This window comes from Bombilactobacillus mellifer, from assembly GCF_000970795.1.
GTDB lineage: Bacteria > Bacillota > Bacilli > Lactobacillales > Lactobacillaceae > Bombilactobacillus > Bombilactobacillus mellifer.
Genome location: NZ_KQ034028.1, coordinates 975,162 through 995,396, shown reverse-complemented (window position 1 = coordinate 995,396; position 20,235 = coordinate 975,162). Strand labels below are relative to the sequence as shown.

The window sequence follows — 20,235 nt, the reverse complement described above, 5'->3', positions numbered from 1 at the left end:
AACCCTTGCAAGAACGAGGGGATCTTTGTGAAAGGAATGATAGAAATGGCTAAGAAATCGATTGTTGATTTTTCAAAAATCAAGAAAAATCTGTCGGATATCCCAAAACCAATTCAAGTAATTAACGAACATGCCGAAATTGTCAATCAAGACATTTTTGACACCTTTAGTGATGAACAATTGCTTGAATTCATGAAAAAAATGGTTTGGGAACGAGCATTACATGAGCAAACAATGAACTTTTCCCGACAAGGTCGGATGGGTTTTTATGCTCCTACAGCAGGTGAAGAAGCTTCTGAAATGGGAACGGTATTGGCAATGGAAAAGCAAGATTATTTATTGCCGGCCTACCGTGATATTCCACAGTTGATTCAACATGGAGCAACAATTACTCAAGCATACCTGTGGTCCCGTGGTCATGTCAAGGGGAATGAATTCGCTGGTCGTTCTTTGATGCCTCAAATTATTATCGGTGCCGCTTACGTGGAAACTGCCGGTGTAGCTTTAGGATTAAAGAAAAACGGTGAAAATGCAATTGCTTTTAGTTATACGGGTGACGGCGGTACTTCACAAGGTGATTCCTATGAAGGAATGAATTTTGCAGGAGCTTACCAAGTGCCGGCCCTTTTTATTGTTCAAGATAATAATTATGCCATTTCGACCCCTCGTTCGAAACAAACGGCAGCGCCTTCTCTAGCACAAAAGGCCGTAGCTTGTGGCATCCCTAGTGTCCAAGTCGATGGAATGGACATTGTAGCTTGCTATAGTGTGGCTAAGGCTGCGCGTGATTATATTATTGCTGGCAATGGTCCTGTAATGATTGAAACTTTGACCGATCGTTATGGTGCTCATTCTTCAGCGGGTGATGATCCTAGTCGTTATCGGACTAAAGAAGAACAACAACCGTGGCTGGATCGTGATCCGTTAATTCGGTTGCGTCAAATTTTAACCAATAAAAAATTATGGTCGGACGAACAAGAAGAGGCTTTGGTCAAGGAAACCAAAGATGCTTGCAAAGAAGCTATAAAAGAAGCCGATCAAACTGAACCAGAAAAAGTTTCCGACATGTTGAAGCGCACCTTTGAAGTGCCAACCCCAGAATTGCAAGATGAAATTGCTAAATTTGAAGAAAAGGAGTCGAAATAACATGACTAAAAAATCTTATATTCAAGCAATTACTGATGCTTTAGACATCATGTTAAAAGAAGATCCTAAAACTTTAATATTTGGCGAAGATGTCGGAAAAAATGGAGGCGTCTTTCGGACCACACAAGGGTTACAAGAAAAATACGGTGAGGATCGCGTTTTTGATACTCCCTTAGCAGAATCAGGTATTATGGGCTTGGCTATTGGACTAGGTTTAACTGACTGGCGTCCGATTCCTGAAATTCAATTTAGTGGTTTTACTTTTGAAGCCGTGGATTCAATTGCTGGTCAAATGGCCCGCATGCGGTTTAGATTTAATAATAAAAAACACAGTCCGATTACTATTCGCAGCCCTTATGGTGGTGGCACTCATACCGCCGAAATGCACTCCGACAATTTGGAAAACTTCTTTACAGGTGTACCTGGTTTACGGGTTGTTATGCCTAGCAATCCTTACGATGCTAAAGGTTTATTAATTTCATCAATTGAAAATAATGATCCGGTGCTCTTTTTAGAAAATCTCAAACTCTATCGGTCAATGAAGGCCGATATCCCCGATGAAAAATATACAGTGCCGTTGGATCAAGCCAAAGTAGTACAAGCAGGGAATGATATCACGATTGTAGCTTATGGAGCTCAGGTTCAAGAGGCGCAACACGCTGCAGAAGATCTGAGTAAAGAGAATATTTCCTGTGAAGTAATTGATCTTTGTACAGTTTCTCCGATTGATACAGCCACTATTTTTCAATCCATTGCCAAGACACATAAAGTTGTTATTGTACAAGAAGCACAAAAAATGGCTGGCGTCGGAGCTCAAGTAGCTTCTGAAATTGGCGAAAAAGCGATTATGTCTTTAGATGCACCTATTGGTCGGGTAGCCGCCCCTAATACAATCTATCCATTTGCTTTAGCTGAAGAAGTATGGATTCCACGTAAACAAGCAATTATTGACAAAGTAAAAGAAATTATTAATTACTAAATAACTGAAGGGAAGAAAAAGCATGGCATTCAAATTTAAACTGCCAGAATTAGGTGAAGGTATGGCAGAAGGTGAAGTAGCAAGCTGGCTGGTAAAAGAAGGAGATCAAATTAAGGAAGATGATTCCTTAGTTGAAATCCAAAATGATAAGTCAGTTTCTGAATTGCCTTCCCCTGTATCCGGAACTATTAAAAAAATTGTAGCTCAAGAAGGAGATACAGTAGAAATCGGCGATGTTTTAGTCGAAATTGATGATGGCTCACCGGATACGGCAGATGAGCCTTCTACCACCCCAACTGCTGCTCAAGAATCTGCGGCACCTACCACTACAACTGCTGCCCCTACAACCGCTGCTCCAACTGGAAGTGCAAATCAAGATTATCTTGCAATGCCTTCGGTACGGCAATATGCCCGTGATCAAAAAGTTGATTTGAGTCAGGTAACGCCAACAGGTAAACATGGACAAATTACCAAAGCCGATGTTGAACATTTCCAAGGAACAACGAATGCACCAAAAGCGGCGGATGCCACACCAAGTAAACCAGCGGCGGTTCCAGCTTATCAAGCTGAAGAACCAGAGAAAGAAACACGCGAAAAAATGAGCATGACTCGCAAAGCCATTGCGAAAGCTATGCTGAACAGTAAGCAAACAACTCCACATGTAACCAGTTTTGATCAAGTAGAAGTTACAGCATTAATGGCAAACCGCAAGAAATACAAAGCGGTGGCTGCTGAAAAGGGAATTAAACTTACCTTTTTACCATATTTAGTAAAGGCTTTAGTATCTGTCTTAAAAGAATTTCCGGAATTTAATGCATCCATTGACAGTAGTACCGACGAAATTATTTACAAACATTACTACAATATCGGTATTGCTACGAACACAGATCATGGATTATATGTGCCTAATATTAAGAATGCCGATTCTAAAGGCATGTTTGAAATTGCCAAAGAAATTACGGAAAATACGCAAGCTGCTTACGATAATAAACTGAGCGCACAATCCATGCGTGGTGGATCAATAACAATTAGTAATGTTGGTTCTATTGGCGGCGGTTGGTTCACACCAGTCATCAATCAACCAGAAGTTGCCATTTTAGGTATGGGTAAAATTGCTAAAGAGCCTTATGTAGCTGAAGATGGATCCATTAAAGTCGGCAACATGTTGAAATTATCTATGAGTTATGATCATCGTTTGATTGACGGTGCCTTGGCACAACGCGCATTAAATAAATTAAATGAATTGTTACATGATCCAGAAATGTTATTAATGGAGGGTTAAATTAAAATTATGGCCAATGTGGAAGAAAAAGATACAGTGATTATTGGTGCTGGTCCGGGCGGTTATGTAGCGGCGATTCGGGCTGCAGAATTAGGACAAAAAGTTACAATTATTGAAAAGGAATACTTTGGAGGAGTTTGTTTAAACGTTGGCTGTGTACCTTCTAAAGCTTTAATTCAAGCAGGTCATCGTTACCGGGAAGCTAAAGATGCAACGGTTTATGGCATCAGTACCAAAGATGTAGAATTAGACTTTGCCAAAACGCAAGCTTGGAAAAATAAAAATGTCGTAGAACGTATGACCAGTGGCGTACAAATGTTGTTAAAAAAGCATAAAGTGGAAATTATTAAGGGCGAAGCCTTTTTAGACAATAATGAACAATTACGAGTCATGCCTGCAGGGCCACGACAGTTTATGGATAATGGCGGCGGTCAGACTATTAAATTTAAAAATTTAATTTTAGCTACAGGAAGTCGTCCGGTGGAAATTAAAGGCTTTAAATTTGGCGGCCGGGTATTAAGTTCTACGGGCTTATTAAATATTGAAGAATTACCTAAAAAATTAGTAATTGTCGGCGGCGGTTACATCGGCAGTGAATTAGCTGGTTCATTTTCGGATTTAGGATCTGAAGTAACTATTTTGGAAGGTACAGATCAGATCATTCCAAATTTTGAACGGGATATGGTATCCATCATTGAGAAACATTTGCAAAAGAAGGGCATCAAAATTGTAACCTCAGCAATGGCTAAAAGTGTGCAAGACAATGGTGATAGCGTTGATGTTACCTATGCTGTGGATGGTCAGGAAACGACAATTAATGCAGACTACGTAATGGTTTCGGTCGGTCGGCGTCCGAATACGGATAATTTTGGTCTCGAAATGACGGATGTTGAGTTGACTGATCGCGGTTTAGTAAAAGTAGATGAACAAGGTCGTACGTCTGTGAAGAACATTTATGCGGTTGGTGATATTACTGCGGGGCCAGCACTGGCCCATAAAGCGTTCTTCCAAGGTAAAACGGCAGCGGGAGCTATTTCAGGGAAAAATACTGCCAATGATTATATTGGCATCCCTTCAGTTTGTTTCAATGATCCCGAAATGGCTAGCGTAGGGTTGACGGCTGATGAGGCTAAAGCCCAAAAACGTGAGGTTAAAATTTCCAAGTTTCCATTTGCAGGTAATGCACGGGCAGTATCGCTAGATAATATGGACGGTTTTGTGAAATTAATTTCTGATAAGAATACTGGCACTGTTTTAGGCGGTCAGATTGTCGGTCCTAATGCCAGTGATTTGATTTCAGAAGTTAGCATTTTGGTTAATTGCCAACTGAATGTGGAAGATGTAGCATTGACTATTCATCCGCATCCAACTTTAGGCGAACCGATTCAAGAAGCTGCTGATATGGCGATGGGTTTTCCAACGCACATTTAATAGAATCAATAGCTCCAATGAGTAAATTAAAAACAAGAGTTCATCTGTGGGATGAACTCTTGTTTTATTTGTGATCTCAATGAAATATTAGACAATTAAACGGATTTAGATATGATAAGAGTAAATTAAGAAACTAAGGAGGCTTGAGGCAGGTGGCTAATCTATCAAACATCCAGCAAGAAGTTTTATATATTATACAAAAAGCAGCTGATAGCTTACGACAAGATCAGCACTTTGATACAGTTCAGCGAAAATCCAACCGAAATGACTTAGTAACTGATCGAGATCGACAAATTGAACAATATATTGTTCAATATTTAGCAGCTAAATTCCCCGAAGCTAAAATTATCAGTGAGGAAAAAACCAGTTCTTTGATTACTAGTGTGGAAGGTTTAGTCTTTTTTGTGGATCCGATTGACGGGACCATGAATTTTGTTAAATGTCATGACCAATTTGCCATTATGATTGGAGTTTATCAGGATGGAGAACCCTTGTTTGGAGCCATTGCAAATGTTATGGCTGATCAAATCATTTACGGAGGTCCACAAGTTGGCACTTTTTTAAATCAAACTCCTTTACCTACGGTTCCTGATTTACCTTTGGTCGATTCGCTAGTAACAATTAGTACGCGTTTATTATGGCAACAAGATCCCAACTATCAATTAATCGTTCATGCTAGTAGCGGATTACGAGTGTTTGGCAGCGCGGGGATTATTTGGTCGCGTTTAGTTTGTGGTCAACAAAATCTTTATATTTCCAAGTTGAAACCATGGGATTTGGCTGCAGGACGCGCTCTGGCGATGAAAAATGGAATAATGGTACGGAATATTGACGGATCGCCCGTTAATATGTTACAATCACAAACTGTAATAATAGGTACGAAATGCGCAACAGACGAAGCTCTCAGTTTAATCAATAAAAGAGCTTAATGAGCTGTGATTGAAAATCACAGCTTTTTTATGCATTAAATCAATGATGTTTGCATGGAAGGAAGCACAATTTTGAAAAGAAGAGAAGATATCCGTAATATTGCGATTATTGCTCACGTTGATCACGGTAAAACAACCTTAGTCAATGAATTATTGAAACAGTCAGATACCCTTCCAGAACATATGGAAATCAGCGATCGGGCAATGGATTCGAATGCCATCGAAAAAGAACGTGGAATTACAATTTTGTCAAAAAATACCGCCGTAGAATATCGGGGAACTAAAATTAATATTTTGGATACTCCCGGTCATGCCGACTTTGGCGGTGAAGTAGAACGCATTATGAAAATGGTTGATGGAGTTTTGTTGGTGGTTGATGCCTATGAGGGTACAATGCCGCAAACCAGATTTGTTCTAAAAAAAGCTTTAGAACAACATTTAACACCGATTGTTGTCATTAATAAGATTGATCGTCCGGGAGCACGCCCAGAAGAAGTAGTTGATGAAGTTTTGTCTTTATTTATTGATTTGGGCGCTGATGAAAATCAATTGGAGTTTCCGGTGGTCTATGCTTCGGCAATCAATGGCACCTCGAGTTATGATTCCGATCCACAAAAGCAAGAGCACACTATGAACCCGATTTTTGATACCATTTTAAAAACCATTCCGGCACCTATTGATAACAGTGATGAACCGTTACAATTTCAAGTTGCAATGCTGGACTACAATGATTACGTAGGCCGAATTGGGATCGGTCGTATTTTCCGGGGTCGCATTAAATTAGGTGATCAAGTTTCGGTTCTCAAGCTAAATGGCGATAAACAAAACTTCCGGGTTACAAAAATTTTCGGTTTCTTCGGGTTAAAGCGTCAAGAAGTCGAAGAAGCTAAGGCAGGAGACTTAATCGGATTATCCGGGATGGAAGATATTTTTGTGGGCGAAACGGTTGCACCTGTCGACCATCCGGAAGCTCTGCCTATTTTAAGAATTGATGAGCCGACATTAAGAATGACTTTCTTAGCCAATGATTCTCCCTTTGCAGGTCGCGAGGGTAAGTTAGTTACAGCCCGGAAAATTGAAGATCGTTTAAAACAACAATTACAAACCGATGTTTCTTTGCGAGTGGAAGATTCTGATCAAGCAGGTGCTTGGATTGTTTCTGGACGGGGGGAATTGCATTTATCCATCTTAGTGGAAGAAATGCGCCGCGAAGGCTTTGAATTACAGTTATCCCGACCGGAAGTAATTTACCAGGAAGTTGATGGTGAATTATGTGAACCATTTGAATTAGTCCAAATTGATACTCCTGATGCCTATGTCGGTTCCATTATTGATTCTTTGGCGCAGCGAAAAGGGGAAATGCAGAATATGGAAAGTACCGGTAATGGTCAAACCCGGTTAACTTTCCTCACACCTTCGCGAGGCTTAATTGGTTATAATTCGGAGTTCATGTCCCAAACTGGTGGTTATGGTATTATGAACCACACTTTTGAAAAATATTTACCAGTAATTCGTAATTGGGAACCAGGACGTCGTAGTGGCGCTTTAGTATCCATTAATCAGGGACCATCCACGACCTATAGTCTGCAGTCAGTGGAAGATCGCGGTCAATTGTTTATTGGAGCCGGTGTCGAAGTTTACGAAGGCATGATTATTGGCGAAAGTAATCGAGATCAAGATATCGCAGTTAATGTTACTAAAGGTAAAAATTTGACTAATACTCGGGCTGCGGGAAAAGATCATGCGGCAGCTATTAAAACACCGAAGAAATTATCGTTAGAACAATCAATTGAATTTTTAAATGATGATGAATATTGTGAAGTAACACCAGAGAGCATTCGTTTACGTAAGAAAATATTAAATACAAACGAACGCCGGAAAGCGGATAAGCATCGTCAAAAATAGCAGAACGCAACTACGACACACACCATTGTCGTAGTTTTTTGTTATAATATTGCCGATAGCTTTGAAAAGATATGGTCACACTATTCAAAGTTTGAAGGACCTTGAATGATCATTGATGGGAGTTCTGGCGGTGCAAACTAAATTAAAAAATATTGATTTCTGGATTCTGGTTCCGTTTATTCTTCTTTCGGCCCTTGGCATCGTGATGGTTTATTCGGCCAGTTCTAACGCAGCACAATTGCAAGGATTAAATAGTAGTATTTATTTGAAAAGGCAAGCATTGTTTGTGGCTGTCGGATTTTTATTATGTGCGTTTTTTTATTTTTTAAAGATTGATGTTCTCAAACGATCTTTATTCACGAAGTGGTTTTTACTTATTGTTTTAGCTTTACTGATAGTTTTACTAATTCGCAAACATTTTAATCCGCAGGCTTCGATTAATGGAGCTTCCGCTTGGATTCCAATTGGTCCATTTCATATTCAACCTTTAGAATTAGCTAAATTAGCGTTAATCTTATACTTGGCCAAAGTGTATAGTAGCCGCGTTTTAAATATTTCGCAGCAATCCTTAAAACAAATTTTTTCGCAATTATGGCCACCGGTTTTGGTGGGCTTACTCATCACGGGTTTGACCATGTTTCAACCAGATTTAGGAGGAGCGGCGATCATTGCTGCTATTGTATTTTTAATGTCCTTTGCCTCAGGATTAGATATTAAATATGTGGTTATCACCGTAATTTTCTTAATTATCTTATTTGTTTGTGGTTATTTTTATTTTGCAGAGCATTCTATGCATATGGATCATTCCTCCTATCGAGTTCGGCGTTTAATGTCGTTTTACCATCCTTTTAAATTGGAAAAATCTGGTGGATCTCAATTAGTCAACTCTTACTACGCAATTAACAACGGCGGTTTATGGGGCCGTGGACTTGGCAATAGTATTCAAAAATTAGGTTATTTACCTGAACCTTATACGGATTTTATACTGGCCATCATTGCCGAAGAATTGGGACTGGTCGGAGTAAGTTTGGTAATAGGGCTTTTAGCTGTTTTGATTTTTCGGATAGTGTATCTGGGCTTTAGTGCTTCGCAAATTTATTTATCTTTATTGTGCTATGGGATTGCGGGTTTTCTATTTATTCAAAGTGCTTTCAATATTGGGGGCGTGGTTGGTTTATTGCCTATTACGGGAGTCACTTTACCATTTATTAGCTATGGGGGATCCAGTACATTAGTTTTATCAATTTGTATGGGAATAGTGCTTAATATTTCCGTCAACTTGCGCCAAAATAACTCACTAAATTAGAAAGGATGTTGTCTTTTGCAGATCACTGCACGTCAAGAAATTATTGTCTGGTTAACGACTTGTCGTTCCAGTAAAAAATTACGACGATTAGGAACAGTCGTCTATGTTTCATTTAAAATGAATTATGCAATTATGTATTTAACTGCTCAACACAGTCAAACACTTATGGCCAAAATTAATGATTTGCCCTTCGTTAAAAGAGTTGAATTATCACCCCGCCAAACACTGAAAACTGATTATTCGACAGCGGATGCCACGGCGATTAAATTAAAAAGAAATGAAGAATTATGCGAGTAATTGCGGGTAAATTTCACGGCTTGCCTTTAAAACCAGTTCCTGGACGTAATACCCGTCCTACAGGCGCCAAGGTGAAAGAATCGATATATAATATTTTAGCGGCTCATTGCTCTCAAATGCATTATGGCCTGGATTTATTTGCCGGAACAGGGGCATTGGGAATTGAAGCTGTTTCCCGTGGTTTGGAGCAGATGTATTTAGTAGATAAAAACTATACGGCGATTAAAACGATCCAAGCTAATATTCAAAAAACTCACGCTCCAGCTGCTTTTATACTTTGGAAAATGACAGCGCAACAGGCTTTAGACAAGTTAAATACTTTGGCGACACCATTAGATTTATTAATTTTGGATCCGCCGTATGCCATGCATGTTAATTTGGATATAATCCGTCAATGTGTGCAACAGCAGTTGTTAGCACCGCATGCTTTTATTATCATAGAAACTAATTATGATTTGAGCCAGCAGCGGCCATCTAATTTTTCTTGTATAGCTAGTAAAAAATATGGTCAGACTTTCGTAGAAATATGGCGCTTTGAGGGAGAATAAATGTCAAAAATCGGACTTTATGCAGGCAGTTTTGATCCTGTAACTAATGGTCACTTGGAGTTAATTCAACGTGCGGCTACTATCGTAGATCAATTATACGTGGTAATTATGAAAAATACGCAAAAACAGTATACTTTTTCATTTACAGAAAAACGTGATTTATTAGCGGCTAGTCTCAAAGACGCACAAGCAGCGCACAATATTCATTTAATGGTCAGCCAAGATCAATTGGTGACGCAAGTGGCGCAACAAGTACATGCTAACTTCTTAATACGGGGATTGCGGACACCGGCAGATTTGGAATATGAATTGGACATGCAAGAAGTCAATCGTTTGCAAGTTGGACAATTAGAAACTATTTACTTAATTGCCCATCCTCGCTATGCACACATTTCTTCCAGCATGGTCAAAGAAATCGTGTATTATCACGGAAATATTGATGGCTTAGTACCCCCAGTGGTAGCACAAGCCTTAGCTGCAAAACGTGATCGCTCATTATGAAAAAATTCCGAAAATATCTAATTTGGCTTTTTATAATTCTTTTACTCCTTGTGGGGTTGTATCCGTTACCGTATTTTGTGGAAGCTCCCGGAGCAGCACAACCCACTTCTCAAGTTATTCAAGTTCAACGCCATCCCGATCATCAAAAGGGCGAGTTTTTATTTACTACCGTAGCTGTAAAGTCGGGGACTGCTTTAAATTTATTGCTCGCAAAAATTCTTCCCTTTCAAGAAATCTTACCTAAAAAAGCAGTATTAGGTGACAATAACAATCAGGAATACGAGCGGACACAACGTTATTTTATGGAAAACGCTGGTAATAGTGCGATTGAAGTGGCTTGTAAAAAAGCTCATGTCTCGTATCACAAACAATACTTAGGCATTTACGTGATGTCGATTTTACCACAATCACATTTTAAAAAGCATTTACGGGTAGGAGACACAATCACGCAGATTGATCACCAAGAATTTTCTAATGCGCAAGCTTTTCAACATTATGTCAAGACGCGGCAACCAGGACAAAAAGTTACTTTAACCTATAAACGTCAGGGCAAAACTCGTCAAGTAACTCGTTCGTTAATAAGTTTAAATAAACAACATCAAAGCGGTATTGGGATCACATTAGTAGATCATTTGCGTGTGCATAGTCGACCAGCGGTTCAAATTCATGCAGGCGCAATTGGGGGTCCATCGGCAGGTTTGATGTTTGCTTTGCAAATTTATGCCCAGTTAGTGCGACAAGATTTAACCCATGGGCAAATAATTGCAGGGACAGGAACCATTGATTCGCAAGGGAATGTTGGGCCTATTGGCGGGATTGATAAAAAAGTTTACGCTGCACAAAAACAGCATGCACGTATTTTTTTCGCCCCACAAGAAAAAATTACGCGACACATGAAACATGTACATCCTCATTATCAAACTAATTATCAATTGGCGCAGCGGGCTGTGCAACGCTTACATTCACCAATGAAAATTGTACCAGTCACGAGTTTTACTGACGCAATTAATTATCTACAAACACATCATTAAAAAAAAAGATGTGTTTTTTTGGTAATTAAAAATGGGTGATAATTATGCAGTCAGTCAAATTGTGGATGATGAAATATCGGGTATGGTTTCTTGGAGTACTAATATTATTAGTGTGTGGCAGTAGTTACTGGATTCACCGCCAAACACAAATTCAACAAGAAGTCACATTAAAAGCTGCTCCCAAAACGACGACTAATTCTAAAAAATCAACTTCAAAGTATCTTATGGTAGATGTACAAGGGGCAGTTAATCGCCCAGGAGTCTACCAACTAGCAGCTACTGCTCGTGTATATGATGCCATTAAACGAGCAGGGGGAACAACGGAGGCAGCTAGTTTGAAAGGAGTTAATCAAGCCCAAAAATTACACGATCAAAGTCAAATTTATGTTCCTAATCAAGCAGAAGCTGTGAGCCCAACAGATGACAATTCTGCTACAAACGGTAGTTCAGCAACGGTTAATTTAAATTCAGCAACCGAGACCGAATTACAAAATATTAGTGGAATTGGTCCCAAAAAAGCAGCGGCGATTATTGACTATCGTCAAAGTGCCGGCAGTTTTCAAAAAGTGGAAGATTTAATCAAGGTGAAAGGTATAGGAGCTAAAACGCTTGAAAGTATCAAAGATCAACTTAGCGTTTAACTCAGGCTGGTTTTTTGTATTAGCATTGACTGTACAAATAAGTATTGCGATACGTGTTAATCATTGGTTATGGGGCTTAGCTTATTTAATAATTTTGAATACCCTACTGAAAAATCGGTGTTATCCAATTTTAATAGAAGTACTAGTACTAACTGGTATTAGTTGGTGGTGTTTGGATTTACAAGTGGCGGCCAAGCCCACTATGCATCAAATTATTGTCCAACCTGATCAATGGCATTATCGTAATCACTGGGTCTCTGGAGTAGGTCAATTGCCAACGGGGCAAAAAGTCCGTTTTGGTGGACCTAGTGATCACAAGTGGCCAGCCAGCGCCCACAAAATAATGCTTTATGGTGACTGGCACTGGCAACGCCTTACTCCGGCTACGAACCCGGGAGAATTTGATTTTCAAAAATATAATCACTACCAAAAAATTGATTATCAAGCGCAAATTCAAACATGGCAGGTACGCTATCAACCTCGGAGTTTAAAACCGATTGATTGTTTACATCGCTGGCGCTTTTATTGTTTGCAGTTCTTAAAACCCCTGCCGCATTGGTTAAGGGTTAATGCTAGTAGTTTGTTATGGGGTTATTTCCCTAATGAGGAAGTAGATTTACGTCAGGGGTTAACTAATTTAGGAATTATTCATATTTTTAGCATTTCGGGATTACATGTCTATTTGTTGGTTGATCTATTATATCAGCTCACAGCTAAATTGCGTTTGCCTCAAAACTATGTTGAATGGTTTTTAGTAGTTAGTTTGCCCGCATTTGCGGTTTTAGCAGGTTCGGGAGTTGGTATATGGCGGGCCTGTGGTTTACAAATAATTCGGATTTTACAATCAAAATTACATTGGCAGCTTTCACGACATGATGTATTTGGGATAGTTTTATTGGTCCAAACGTTTTTGGAGCCATATGTTTTGTTTACACTAGCCGGTCAATTAAGTTATTTATTGTCTTATGGGTTGATTGTGGCTCGCCAGCGCAAGTCTTGGCAGCGGTCATTATTAATTAATTTTTTGAGTATGCCAATTTTGTTGTATCATAATTATACTTTTAGTTGGTTAACCTTTGGGGCTAATTTAGTCCTAACGCCAGTCTTTGAAAAGATAATCATTCCGCTCACTTTATTGAGTTTATTGTGCGTGAATTGTCCACTTATTTTAGCGGGACTAGAACAACTATTTAAGGGGGTATATGCGCCTATTCAAGGCCTTGCCCATGCTAACTGGTCTCAAATCACCTTCGGGCATATTAGTGTGTTTTTAACAGTGTTATTGATGATCGTTACTTTATTATGGTTGAATGAAAAATCCAGTCACTGGTATCGTTTATTAGCTGTGGTTTATCTGGGAATTTTTATAGTTAATCATTGCCCATTAAGTGGTGAGGTGAGTATTATTGACATTGGCCAAGGTGATAGTATTTTAATAACCACTCCTTTTTTACGGAAAACCTGTCTAATTGATACGGGTGGTAAGTTGCAATTTGGCCGTCACCTTGCCCAAACGCATCGCGTGGAGCAAATTACGATTCCATACTTACATTACCGTGGCATTACGCATCTGGATTATGTCTTTTTATCACATCAAGATGCTGATCATATTGGCGATTTAGCTATTTTATTAAAAAATTTTCCGGTGCGGGAAGTTTGTTTTGCCCAAGGCATGGAGCATAGCCGCGCCTTAGTTCGTCAATTACAGCCTTTTGCTCAGCAAGTACATTACCAAACACTCAAAGTAAACGATGAATTAAAACTCAAGAAGTATTGTAAGTTTTTGGTGCTTTGGCCGAAACGTCTTTCCACAGGAGTTAATGAAGATTCGCTTACGCTATTAATTCAAATTCAAAATACTAAATGGTTATTTTCCGGAGATCTTAATCGGGAAAATGAATTAAAACTATTTACCCACATACCGCATCTCGATTATGTCAAAGCGGGACATCACGGCAGCAAAACAGCTAGTGATCCACAATTTTTAAAGCAAGCTCATCCGCGGCTCGTTTTAATTTCCGCGGGTAGAAAAAATCGCTATGGCCATCCGCATCCTGAAACGTTGCATACTTTAAAAAAATTACAAATTCCCTATTTAAATACGGCCGAACATGGTATGTTGACTTGGCATTATACTTTGAATGGTCAACAATGGTGGCAAATTTTTACAAAGGATCAGATTAATGCTAATCAATGACTTTATCCAAGAATTATCGCAAAAAGTAGGACCACTTTATTTAGTAACGGGCACGGAAACTCAACTTATTAGTCAAATCCGTCACAGTTTTGAGAACCTCTTAACTCCCACCGAACGCGACATGAATTTTGTGGAATTCAATTTAGAGGAAACAGAACTAACGACAGTTTTAGCTGAAGCAGCCTCTTTGCCTTTCATGGGAAGCTATCGCTTGATTTTTGTGACTAATACTTATTTTTTAAGTAGTAATCAAAGCCTTGGTAAGCCCCAAGCTGCTTTCAAGGAACTAGAAAAATATTTAAAACACCCGCAACCTACAACAGTTCTCGTTTTTTTTGCACCTTATGAAAAATTGGATCAACGAAAAAAAATTACTAAACTATTTTTGAAACACTGTCAGGTAGTCAGTGCTCAAAAATTAACTGCTCAACAATTGACTATCCGATTACAGCAAGATGTTCAAGAACAGCATGGACAGATTACCAAAGCAGCCTTAGAACAATTAATTTTACGCACCAATTCTGATTATTCACTGGCCAGCAACGAATTACAAAAATTATTATTATATCAACCGGGTCAGCCCATTACTGAAAGTACCGTCCAACAATTAGTGCCGCAGACTTTGGATGATAATGTTTTTGATTTAATGACGGCCATACTGAAGGGTGATTTGAAACAGGCAGAAAGTAATTATCATCAATTACTGCTCTTAAAAAGTGAAGTGGTGGGCATTACTGCATTAGCTCAAGCTCAATTGCGTCTCTTACTACAAGTTAAGCTCTTACAACAAAAGGGGATGGCGGTAGGAAAATTATCGGGTTATTTGCAAGTGCATCCTTATCGAATTAAATTAGCAGTCCAAAGAAGCCAGCAATATTCTGTTGCCGAATTAAAAAAAGCCCTGCGAGATTTAATTACGATTGATTATCGCATGAAATCCGGACAGGGTGATAAAGAGCAGTTATTTGAATTATTTATGATTCAGTTTATTCAAACAAAAAAGTCAGCCTAGTGGCTGGCTTTTAATTTTTAATGATTAATTTTCGCAGTTAATCGAGATTTGTCACGGGCAGCTTTATTTTTCTTAATTAACCCCTTAGACTTGGCCTTATCAATGGCGCGTGTAGCTTGCTTATATAAATCTTGCGTATTGGAATCATTATTGGCAACGGCTTTTTCAAAATTTTTCACAGCAGTCCGCATGGCACTGCGTTGGGCAGAATTACGTTCGTTTGTCTTGGCCGATGTTTTAACGCGTTTAATGGCTGATTTAATTTGTGGCATTCTTTTCACCTCCGTGTGCTTCTTGCCAGTACCTTAAAAGTATACTAAAAGCTGGTTGGGTTTGCAATGCTTAATTATCAATTGGCTATTGCTTTTTACTGCTTTTTAGAGTATATTTTTAAATGTTCTTAGCCAGACTCAGTTTGACGCAACACCGGCGTGGGCTTGGTTTGGCTGGATAGATTAAGTTAAAGGTGGGAAATTTTATGGCAATTTCAAAAGAACAAAAGCAACAATTGGTTGAAAAATATGGTCGTAAAGCTGGGGATACAGGTTCTCCGGAGGTTCAAATTGCAATTTTAACAACGGAAATTAATAATTTGAACGATCATTTAAAAGTTAATAAAAAAGATCATCATTCATACGTTGGTTTATTAAAGAAAATTGGTCATCGTCGGAATTTATTGGCTTACTTGCGTAATAAAGACATTAATCGCTATCGTGAGCTCATTAAGAGTTTGGGATTACGGCGTTAATTGATTTCAAAGCCCTCTCAAAAGAGGGCTTTTTTTGTACGTTCAATTCCTGTGCGTATCCAAGGAGCACTTTATGTGCTACAATAAAATCATTATATAGCATTGGTCGAGTAGGACCGTAAATGAACTTCAGTTAAATGAGCAACAAGAAAGGTGAATAGTTTGAAAACTTTAAAGATTATTCCGTTGGGTGGTTTACGCGAAAACGGGAAAAATATGTATGCCATTGAATGTGATGGTGAAATTGTAATCTTAGATTGCGGCTTACAATACCCTGAAAATGAATTATTGGGCATTGATATTGTCATTCCAGAGATGTCTTATTTAGAAAAGAATATTGATCATGTGGTTGGAATCTTTTTAACACACGGACATGCTGATGCTATTGGAGCTTTGCCTTACTTAATTAATAATCATGATATTCCGGTTTTTGGATCCAAGTTAACCATTGAGTTAGCCAAAATGACCGTCCATCATGATAAACGTAGCCGCAAGTTTAATGATTTTAACATCATTGATGCGCAGACAGCCATCGATTTTCAAAATTTAAGCGTCTCGTTTTTTAAAACGACGCACTCCATTCCAGATTCATTGGGGATAGTAGTAAAAACTCCTGCCGGACAAATTGTATATACTGGAGACTTTAAATTTGATCAATCAGCTCTGCCCATTTACCAAACTAATTATCAACGTTTAGCGGCCATTGGCAGCCATAAAGTATTGGCTTTACTCAGTGATTCCGCTAACGCGGAGTCGCCATATCCCGCAGCCGATGAGCGCGATATTTACACTTATATTTGGGAAACTTTTGAATATCAAACGGGTCGCATTATCGTGGCTTCTGTCGCCTCGAATATTCTACGGATGCAGCAGATTTTTGATGCTGCACAAAAAACTCATCGCCAAGTCGTGTTGACGGGGCAAGATGCCGCTAAAATTGTCCGTACGGCTATTAAACTTGGTTATTTAAAGCTGGATGATGATCTGTTGATCAGCGCTCGGGAAGCTGAAAAACTGCCTAAAAATCAAGTAGTTATTTTAGAAACTGGCCGAATGGGTGAACCAATTAAAATTTTACAAAAAATGGCGACCAGTCATCATCATTTTTATCATATTGAAGAAGGGGATTTGGTATTTATAACCACCACGCCTTCTCATGCCATGGAAACTACCGTAGCGAAGACTCGCGATTTAATATTTCGAGCCGGTGGTGAAGTTAAATCTTTAAGTGATTCCGGTTTATATACTTCTGGTCATGCCTCGAAAAGTGATTTACAATTGATGATTAATTTGCTACATCCCGAGAATGTGATTCCGGTCCAAGGCGAGTACCGTTTGTTAAATGCACATGCTCAAATTGCCGCTGAAGTAGGGGTGCCTGCTGATAATATTTTTATCTTAGATAATGGCTCGGTTTTGAATTACGAAAAAGGGCAATTTCATTTAGGCGCAGCTGTTGAAGCTGGGGACACTATGATTGACGGTATGGGTGTCGGTGATATTGGAACGATTGTTTTGCGGGACCGGAAATTATTATCACAAGATGGAGTCTTTGTGGCGGTAGTCACGATTGATCGCAAGAAAAAGAAGATAGTTGCGCGGCCTAAAGTAACTGCGCGCGGATTTGTTTATTTGCGGGATAATAAAAAGTTATTGAATGACAGCATTAATGTAATTATTCAGGCCATTGATAATAATTTTACGCACAAAGACTTTGATTGGTCAGAATTAAAACAAGATGTTCGTGAAGATCTCAATCATTTTTTGTGGGAACAAACACATCGGCATCCGGTGATTTTACCCGTGGTGATGGAAGTTAATCAAAATCGGCATCGCAATGCTCATAAGTAAGCTAGTGAACCTTTATAAGTTTAAGGTTTGAGGGAATTGAAGTTATGACGCAACCCAATATACAACATTTGATTCAAGCGGGTGATCGGCAGTATGCCCGGCAAAATTTTGCGCAAGCTGTGGAGTTGTATGACAAAGCCTACCGTTTACAGTCTAGTCATCTGAATCAAGTCAAATTAGTTCAGGCTTTGCATGCCAATCAGCAGAATAAGTCTGCGGCAACCTTAATTAGTAACTATGTTACCTCCTATTTAAAAACTTATGCCGATACGCAGTTGGCCGTAGCGGTTTTTTTAAAGTTGGAAGATCTTATTGGAGCCTATCAATTTGTGCAAAATGTTACGTGGCATAATGATCAGCAACAGCAGCTTTTAGACCAACAGATTAAACAAGCTGCACAGACTATAGCCACTAGTCATCCGCAGTTGTTAGCCCGCTTGTCGCAGCGTGTGTTGACGATTGTGACTAGTCCGTTATCGCAGCAATTGGAAGTTGTGACACGGTTACACCAGCTAGATTTGCCTGATTATTTGGAACAAGCCAAGATTTTAGTTTTGCATCCTTATTTACATCCCTTAATTAAAGCGGGAGTCATGGATGATTTAGTTAAATTGCGTCTTACTGAGGTAGTGCCCCTCAGTTTTTACGGGGAAATGAAAACGGTAGTTCCTAATGAATTGCCGATTATCGCCAATTTACAATCATTAAATGCTTTACAACAGCAATTATCCAGTCTGCAATCGCAGGTAGGACATAATTATGAGGCTTTGAGTGGTGAATTGAATTTATATGCTGCTATGTTGTATCCTTTCACGGATCAGATCATTACGGATGCTTCATTTTGGCTAAAAATGATTATGGCGAAATTTGGTTACAAAAATACCGGTAAAACTCTTGAAAAAGACTTAAAAGCTGTTAAAGTAAATAAGTGGTTGAGTAAATTTGAAGAGTTGTTGAGTTTATTCAATTAACGAAAACAGTTTACATTCGAGTAGTAACTTTGTATACTATTGAGAGTATATTTTTGTTGCTGTGCTTTGTTTTCAGCGGCAAAAGTAGTATAATTGTTGCATAAAGAGTTATTGGGCAATTACTCTTTATATTTTTTTGCATCAATGACTCGCTAATGACAAACAGGAGGTTTCTTTTCATGGCAGAAAAAGAACATTATGATAGAACTAAGCCCCATGTAAATATTGGTACCATTGGACACGTTGATCACGGAAAAACAACTTTGACGGCTGCAATCACAAAAGTATTGGCAAGTAAAGGTTTAGCCAAAGCTGAAGACTATGCTGATATTGATAAGGCTCCAGAAGAAAAAGAACGTGGGATTACCATTAATACAGCGCACGTGGAATATGAAACAGAAAAGCGTCACTACGCTCATATTGATGCCCCTGGCCATGCTGACTATGTTAAAAATATGATTACTGGTGCGGCGCAAATGGACGGCGCAATTTTGGTAGTAGCCGCAACTGACGGTCCAATGCCACAAACTCGTGAACATATTTTGTTGGCTCATCAAGTTGGTGTTGACTATATCGTAGTCTTTTTAAATAAGACAGATTTAGTTGATGATGACGAATTAATTGACTTGGTTGAAATGGAAGTTCGTGACTTGCTTTCAGAATACGGTTATCCGGGGGATGATGTTCCCGTAATTCGTGGTTCTGCTTTGAAAGCTCTCGAAGGTGATCCAGAACAAGTTAAAGTCATTGAAAAATTGATGGATACTATCGATGAATATATTCCTACACCTAAGCGGAGTAATGACAAACCATTCTTGATGCCGGTTGAAGATGTCTTCACGATTACTGGACGGGGCACAGTTGCTTCTGGCCGAATTGATCGTGGCGAAGTCAAAATTGGTGATGAAGTTGAAATTGTTGGTTTGAAAGATGATGTTTTGAAGTCCACCGTTACTGGTTTGGAAATGTTCCGTAAGACGTTGGATCTTGGTGAAGCCGGCGACAATGTTGGTATTCTTTTACGGGGTATTAACCGTGACCAAATTGAACGTGGTCAAGTTTTGGCTAAGCCAGGTTCTATCCAAACTCATAAAAAGTTCAAGGGTGAAGTTTATATCTTGAATAAAGACGAAGGTGGCCGCCACACACCATTCTTCTCTAACTATCGTCCACAATTTTACTTCCATACAACTGATGTTACTGGTGTCATTGAACTACCTGATGGGGTTGAAATGGTTATGCCTGGAGACAATGTAACCTTTGAGGTTGACTTGATTGCTCCGGTTGCTATTGAAAAAGGAACCAAGTTCACAGTTCGTGAAGGTGGACATACAGTTGGTGCTGGTGTGGTTACCGAAATTCTTGATTAATTTCAAATTTTAATCAAAAAAGTCTGGCTGAGCCAGATTTTTTTTTGGTTACTATTTTGTGGTAATCGCCGGCTTGACCGTTTACAAGTT

The 20,235-nt window shown here is 39.1% G+C and carries 19 protein-coding genes; 18 read left to right on the top strand and 1 reads right to left on the bottom strand.

What is annotated here, in order from left to right; translation table 11 throughout:
• Window positions 1-45: 45 nt before the first annotated feature.
• From JG30_RS04800 to holA, 14 genes are all read left to right on the top strand, one after another.
• Window positions 46-1,146, top strand: coding sequence for a thiamine pyrophosphate-dependent dehydrogenase E1 component subunit alpha (locus JG30_RS04800; RefSeq protein WP_046316608.1), 1,101 nt, complete (start codon window positions 46-48; stop codon window positions 1,144-1,146).
• A 1-nt stretch (window position 1,147) separates the two neighbouring features.
• On the top strand, window positions 1,148-2,125 hold the full coding sequence (locus JG30_RS04795; protein WP_046316606.1) for an alpha-ketoacid dehydrogenase subunit beta: 978 nt from the start codon (window positions 1,148-1,150) through the stop codon (window positions 2,123-2,125).
• Window positions 2,126-2,147: 22 nt separating this feature from the next.
• Window positions 2,148-3,407, top strand: a complete 1,260-nt coding sequence (locus JG30_RS04790; RefSeq protein WP_046316605.1) for a 2-oxo acid dehydrogenase subunit E2 — start codon at window positions 2,148-2,150, stop codon at window positions 3,405-3,407.
• A gap of 9 nt (window positions 3,408-3,416) precedes the next feature.
• On the top strand, window positions 3,417-4,838 hold the full coding sequence (gene lpdA, locus JG30_RS04785) for a dihydrolipoyl dehydrogenase (RefSeq protein ID WP_046316602.1): 1,422 nt from the start codon (window positions 3,417-3,419) through the stop codon (window positions 4,836-4,838).
• Window positions 4,839-4,990: 152 nt separating this feature from the next.
• Window positions 4,991-5,767, top strand: a complete 777-nt coding sequence (locus JG30_RS04780) for an inositol monophosphatase family protein (RefSeq protein ID WP_052725207.1) — start codon at window positions 4,991-4,993, stop codon at window positions 5,765-5,767.
• 72 nt (window positions 5,768-5,839) lie between these two features.
• Window positions 5,840-7,672 carry a translational GTPase TypA gene (typA, locus tag JG30_RS04775; protein ID WP_046316600.1) on the top strand — a complete coding sequence of 611 codons (1,833 nt, stop codon included), beginning with the start codon at window positions 5,840-5,842 and terminating at the stop codon, window positions 7,670-7,672.
• Window positions 7,673-7,802: 130 nt separating this feature from the next.
• The gene (locus JG30_RS04770; RefSeq protein ID WP_046317253.1) at window positions 7,803-8,978 is read left to right on the top strand and encodes an FtsW/RodA/SpoVE family cell cycle protein; all 1,176 of its coding nucleotides are present in this window, start codon (window positions 7,803-7,805) and stop codon (window positions 8,976-8,978) included.
• 15 nt (window positions 8,979-8,993) lie between these two features.
• A complete protein-coding gene (locus tag JG30_RS04765; protein WP_052725204.1) occupies window positions 8,994-9,275 on the top strand; it encodes a YlbG family protein in 282 nt (93 codons plus the stop codon).
• A complete protein-coding gene (gene rsmD / locus JG30_RS04760; protein ID WP_046316598.1) occupies window positions 9,266-9,823 on the top strand; it encodes a 16S rRNA (guanine(966)-N(2))-methyltransferase RsmD in 558 nt (185 codons plus the stop codon). The genes JG30_RS04765 and rsmD overlap by 10 nt, the downstream gene beginning before the upstream one ends.
• Window positions 9,824-10,324, top strand: a complete 501-nt coding sequence (gene coaD / locus JG30_RS04755) for a pantetheine-phosphate adenylyltransferase (protein WP_046316597.1) — start codon at window positions 9,824-9,826, stop codon at window positions 10,322-10,324. It begins immediately after the preceding gene.
• Window positions 10,321-11,355, top strand: coding sequence for a SepM family pheromone-processing serine protease (locus tag JG30_RS04750; protein WP_046316595.1), 1,035 nt, complete (start codon window positions 10,321-10,323; stop codon window positions 11,353-11,355). The genes coaD and JG30_RS04750 overlap by 4 nt, the downstream gene beginning before the upstream one ends.
• A 44-nt stretch (window positions 11,356-11,399) precedes the next feature.
• Entirely contained in the window at window positions 11,400-11,996 is a 597-nt protein-coding gene (locus tag JG30_RS04745) for a helix-hairpin-helix domain-containing protein (RefSeq protein WP_046316593.1), read from the top strand.
• Window positions 11,965-14,193, top strand: a complete 2,229-nt coding sequence (locus JG30_RS04740) for a DNA internalization-related competence protein ComEC/Rec2 (protein WP_052725200.1) — start codon at window positions 11,965-11,967, stop codon at window positions 14,191-14,193. Before JG30_RS04745 ends, JG30_RS04740 begins: the two co-directional genes overlap by 32 nt.
• On the top strand, window positions 14,180-15,205 hold the full coding sequence (gene holA / locus JG30_RS04735; protein WP_046316591.1) for a DNA polymerase III subunit delta: 1,026 nt from the start codon (window positions 14,180-14,182) through the stop codon (window positions 15,203-15,205). The genes JG30_RS04740 and holA overlap by 14 nt, the downstream gene beginning before the upstream one ends.
• 17 nt (window positions 15,206-15,222) lie before the next feature.
• Here the strand turns inward: holA and rpsT are convergent, their stop codons facing one another.
• Window positions 15,223-15,477: a 30S ribosomal protein S20 gene (gene rpsT, locus JG30_RS04730; protein ID WP_046316589.1), complete on the bottom strand. Its 255-nt coding sequence runs from the start codon at window positions 15,475-15,477 to the stop codon at window positions 15,223-15,225.
• Between the two features lie 206 nt (window positions 15,478-15,683).
• Here rpsT and rpsO point away from each other — a divergent pair, with 206 nt between their 5' ends.
• The 4 genes from rpsO (at window position 15,684) to tuf (ending at window position 20,145) form a co-directional block, all read left to right on the top strand.
• Window positions 15,684-15,953 (top strand): 30S ribosomal protein S15, encoded by a 270-nt coding sequence (gene rpsO, locus JG30_RS04725; protein ID WP_046316588.1) that lies wholly within the window; start codon window positions 15,684-15,686, stop codon window positions 15,951-15,953.
• Window positions 15,954-16,115: 162 nt separating this feature from the next.
• Window positions 16,116-17,804 (top strand): ribonuclease J, encoded by a 1,689-nt coding sequence (locus JG30_RS04720; protein ID WP_143443912.1) that lies wholly within the window; start codon window positions 16,116-16,118, stop codon window positions 17,802-17,804.
• A 44-nt stretch (window positions 17,805-17,848) separates the two neighbouring features.
• Window positions 17,849-18,775, top strand: a complete 927-nt coding sequence (locus JG30_RS04715) for a hypothetical protein (protein WP_046316587.1) — start codon at window positions 17,849-17,851, stop codon at window positions 18,773-18,775.
• Between the two features lie 179 nt (window positions 18,776-18,954).
• Window positions 18,955-20,145, top strand: a complete 1,191-nt coding sequence (gene tuf / locus JG30_RS04710) for an elongation factor Tu (RefSeq protein ID WP_046316585.1) — start codon at window positions 18,955-18,957, stop codon at window positions 20,143-20,145.
• The last annotated feature ends 90 nt before the right edge of the window (window positions 20,146-20,235 follow it).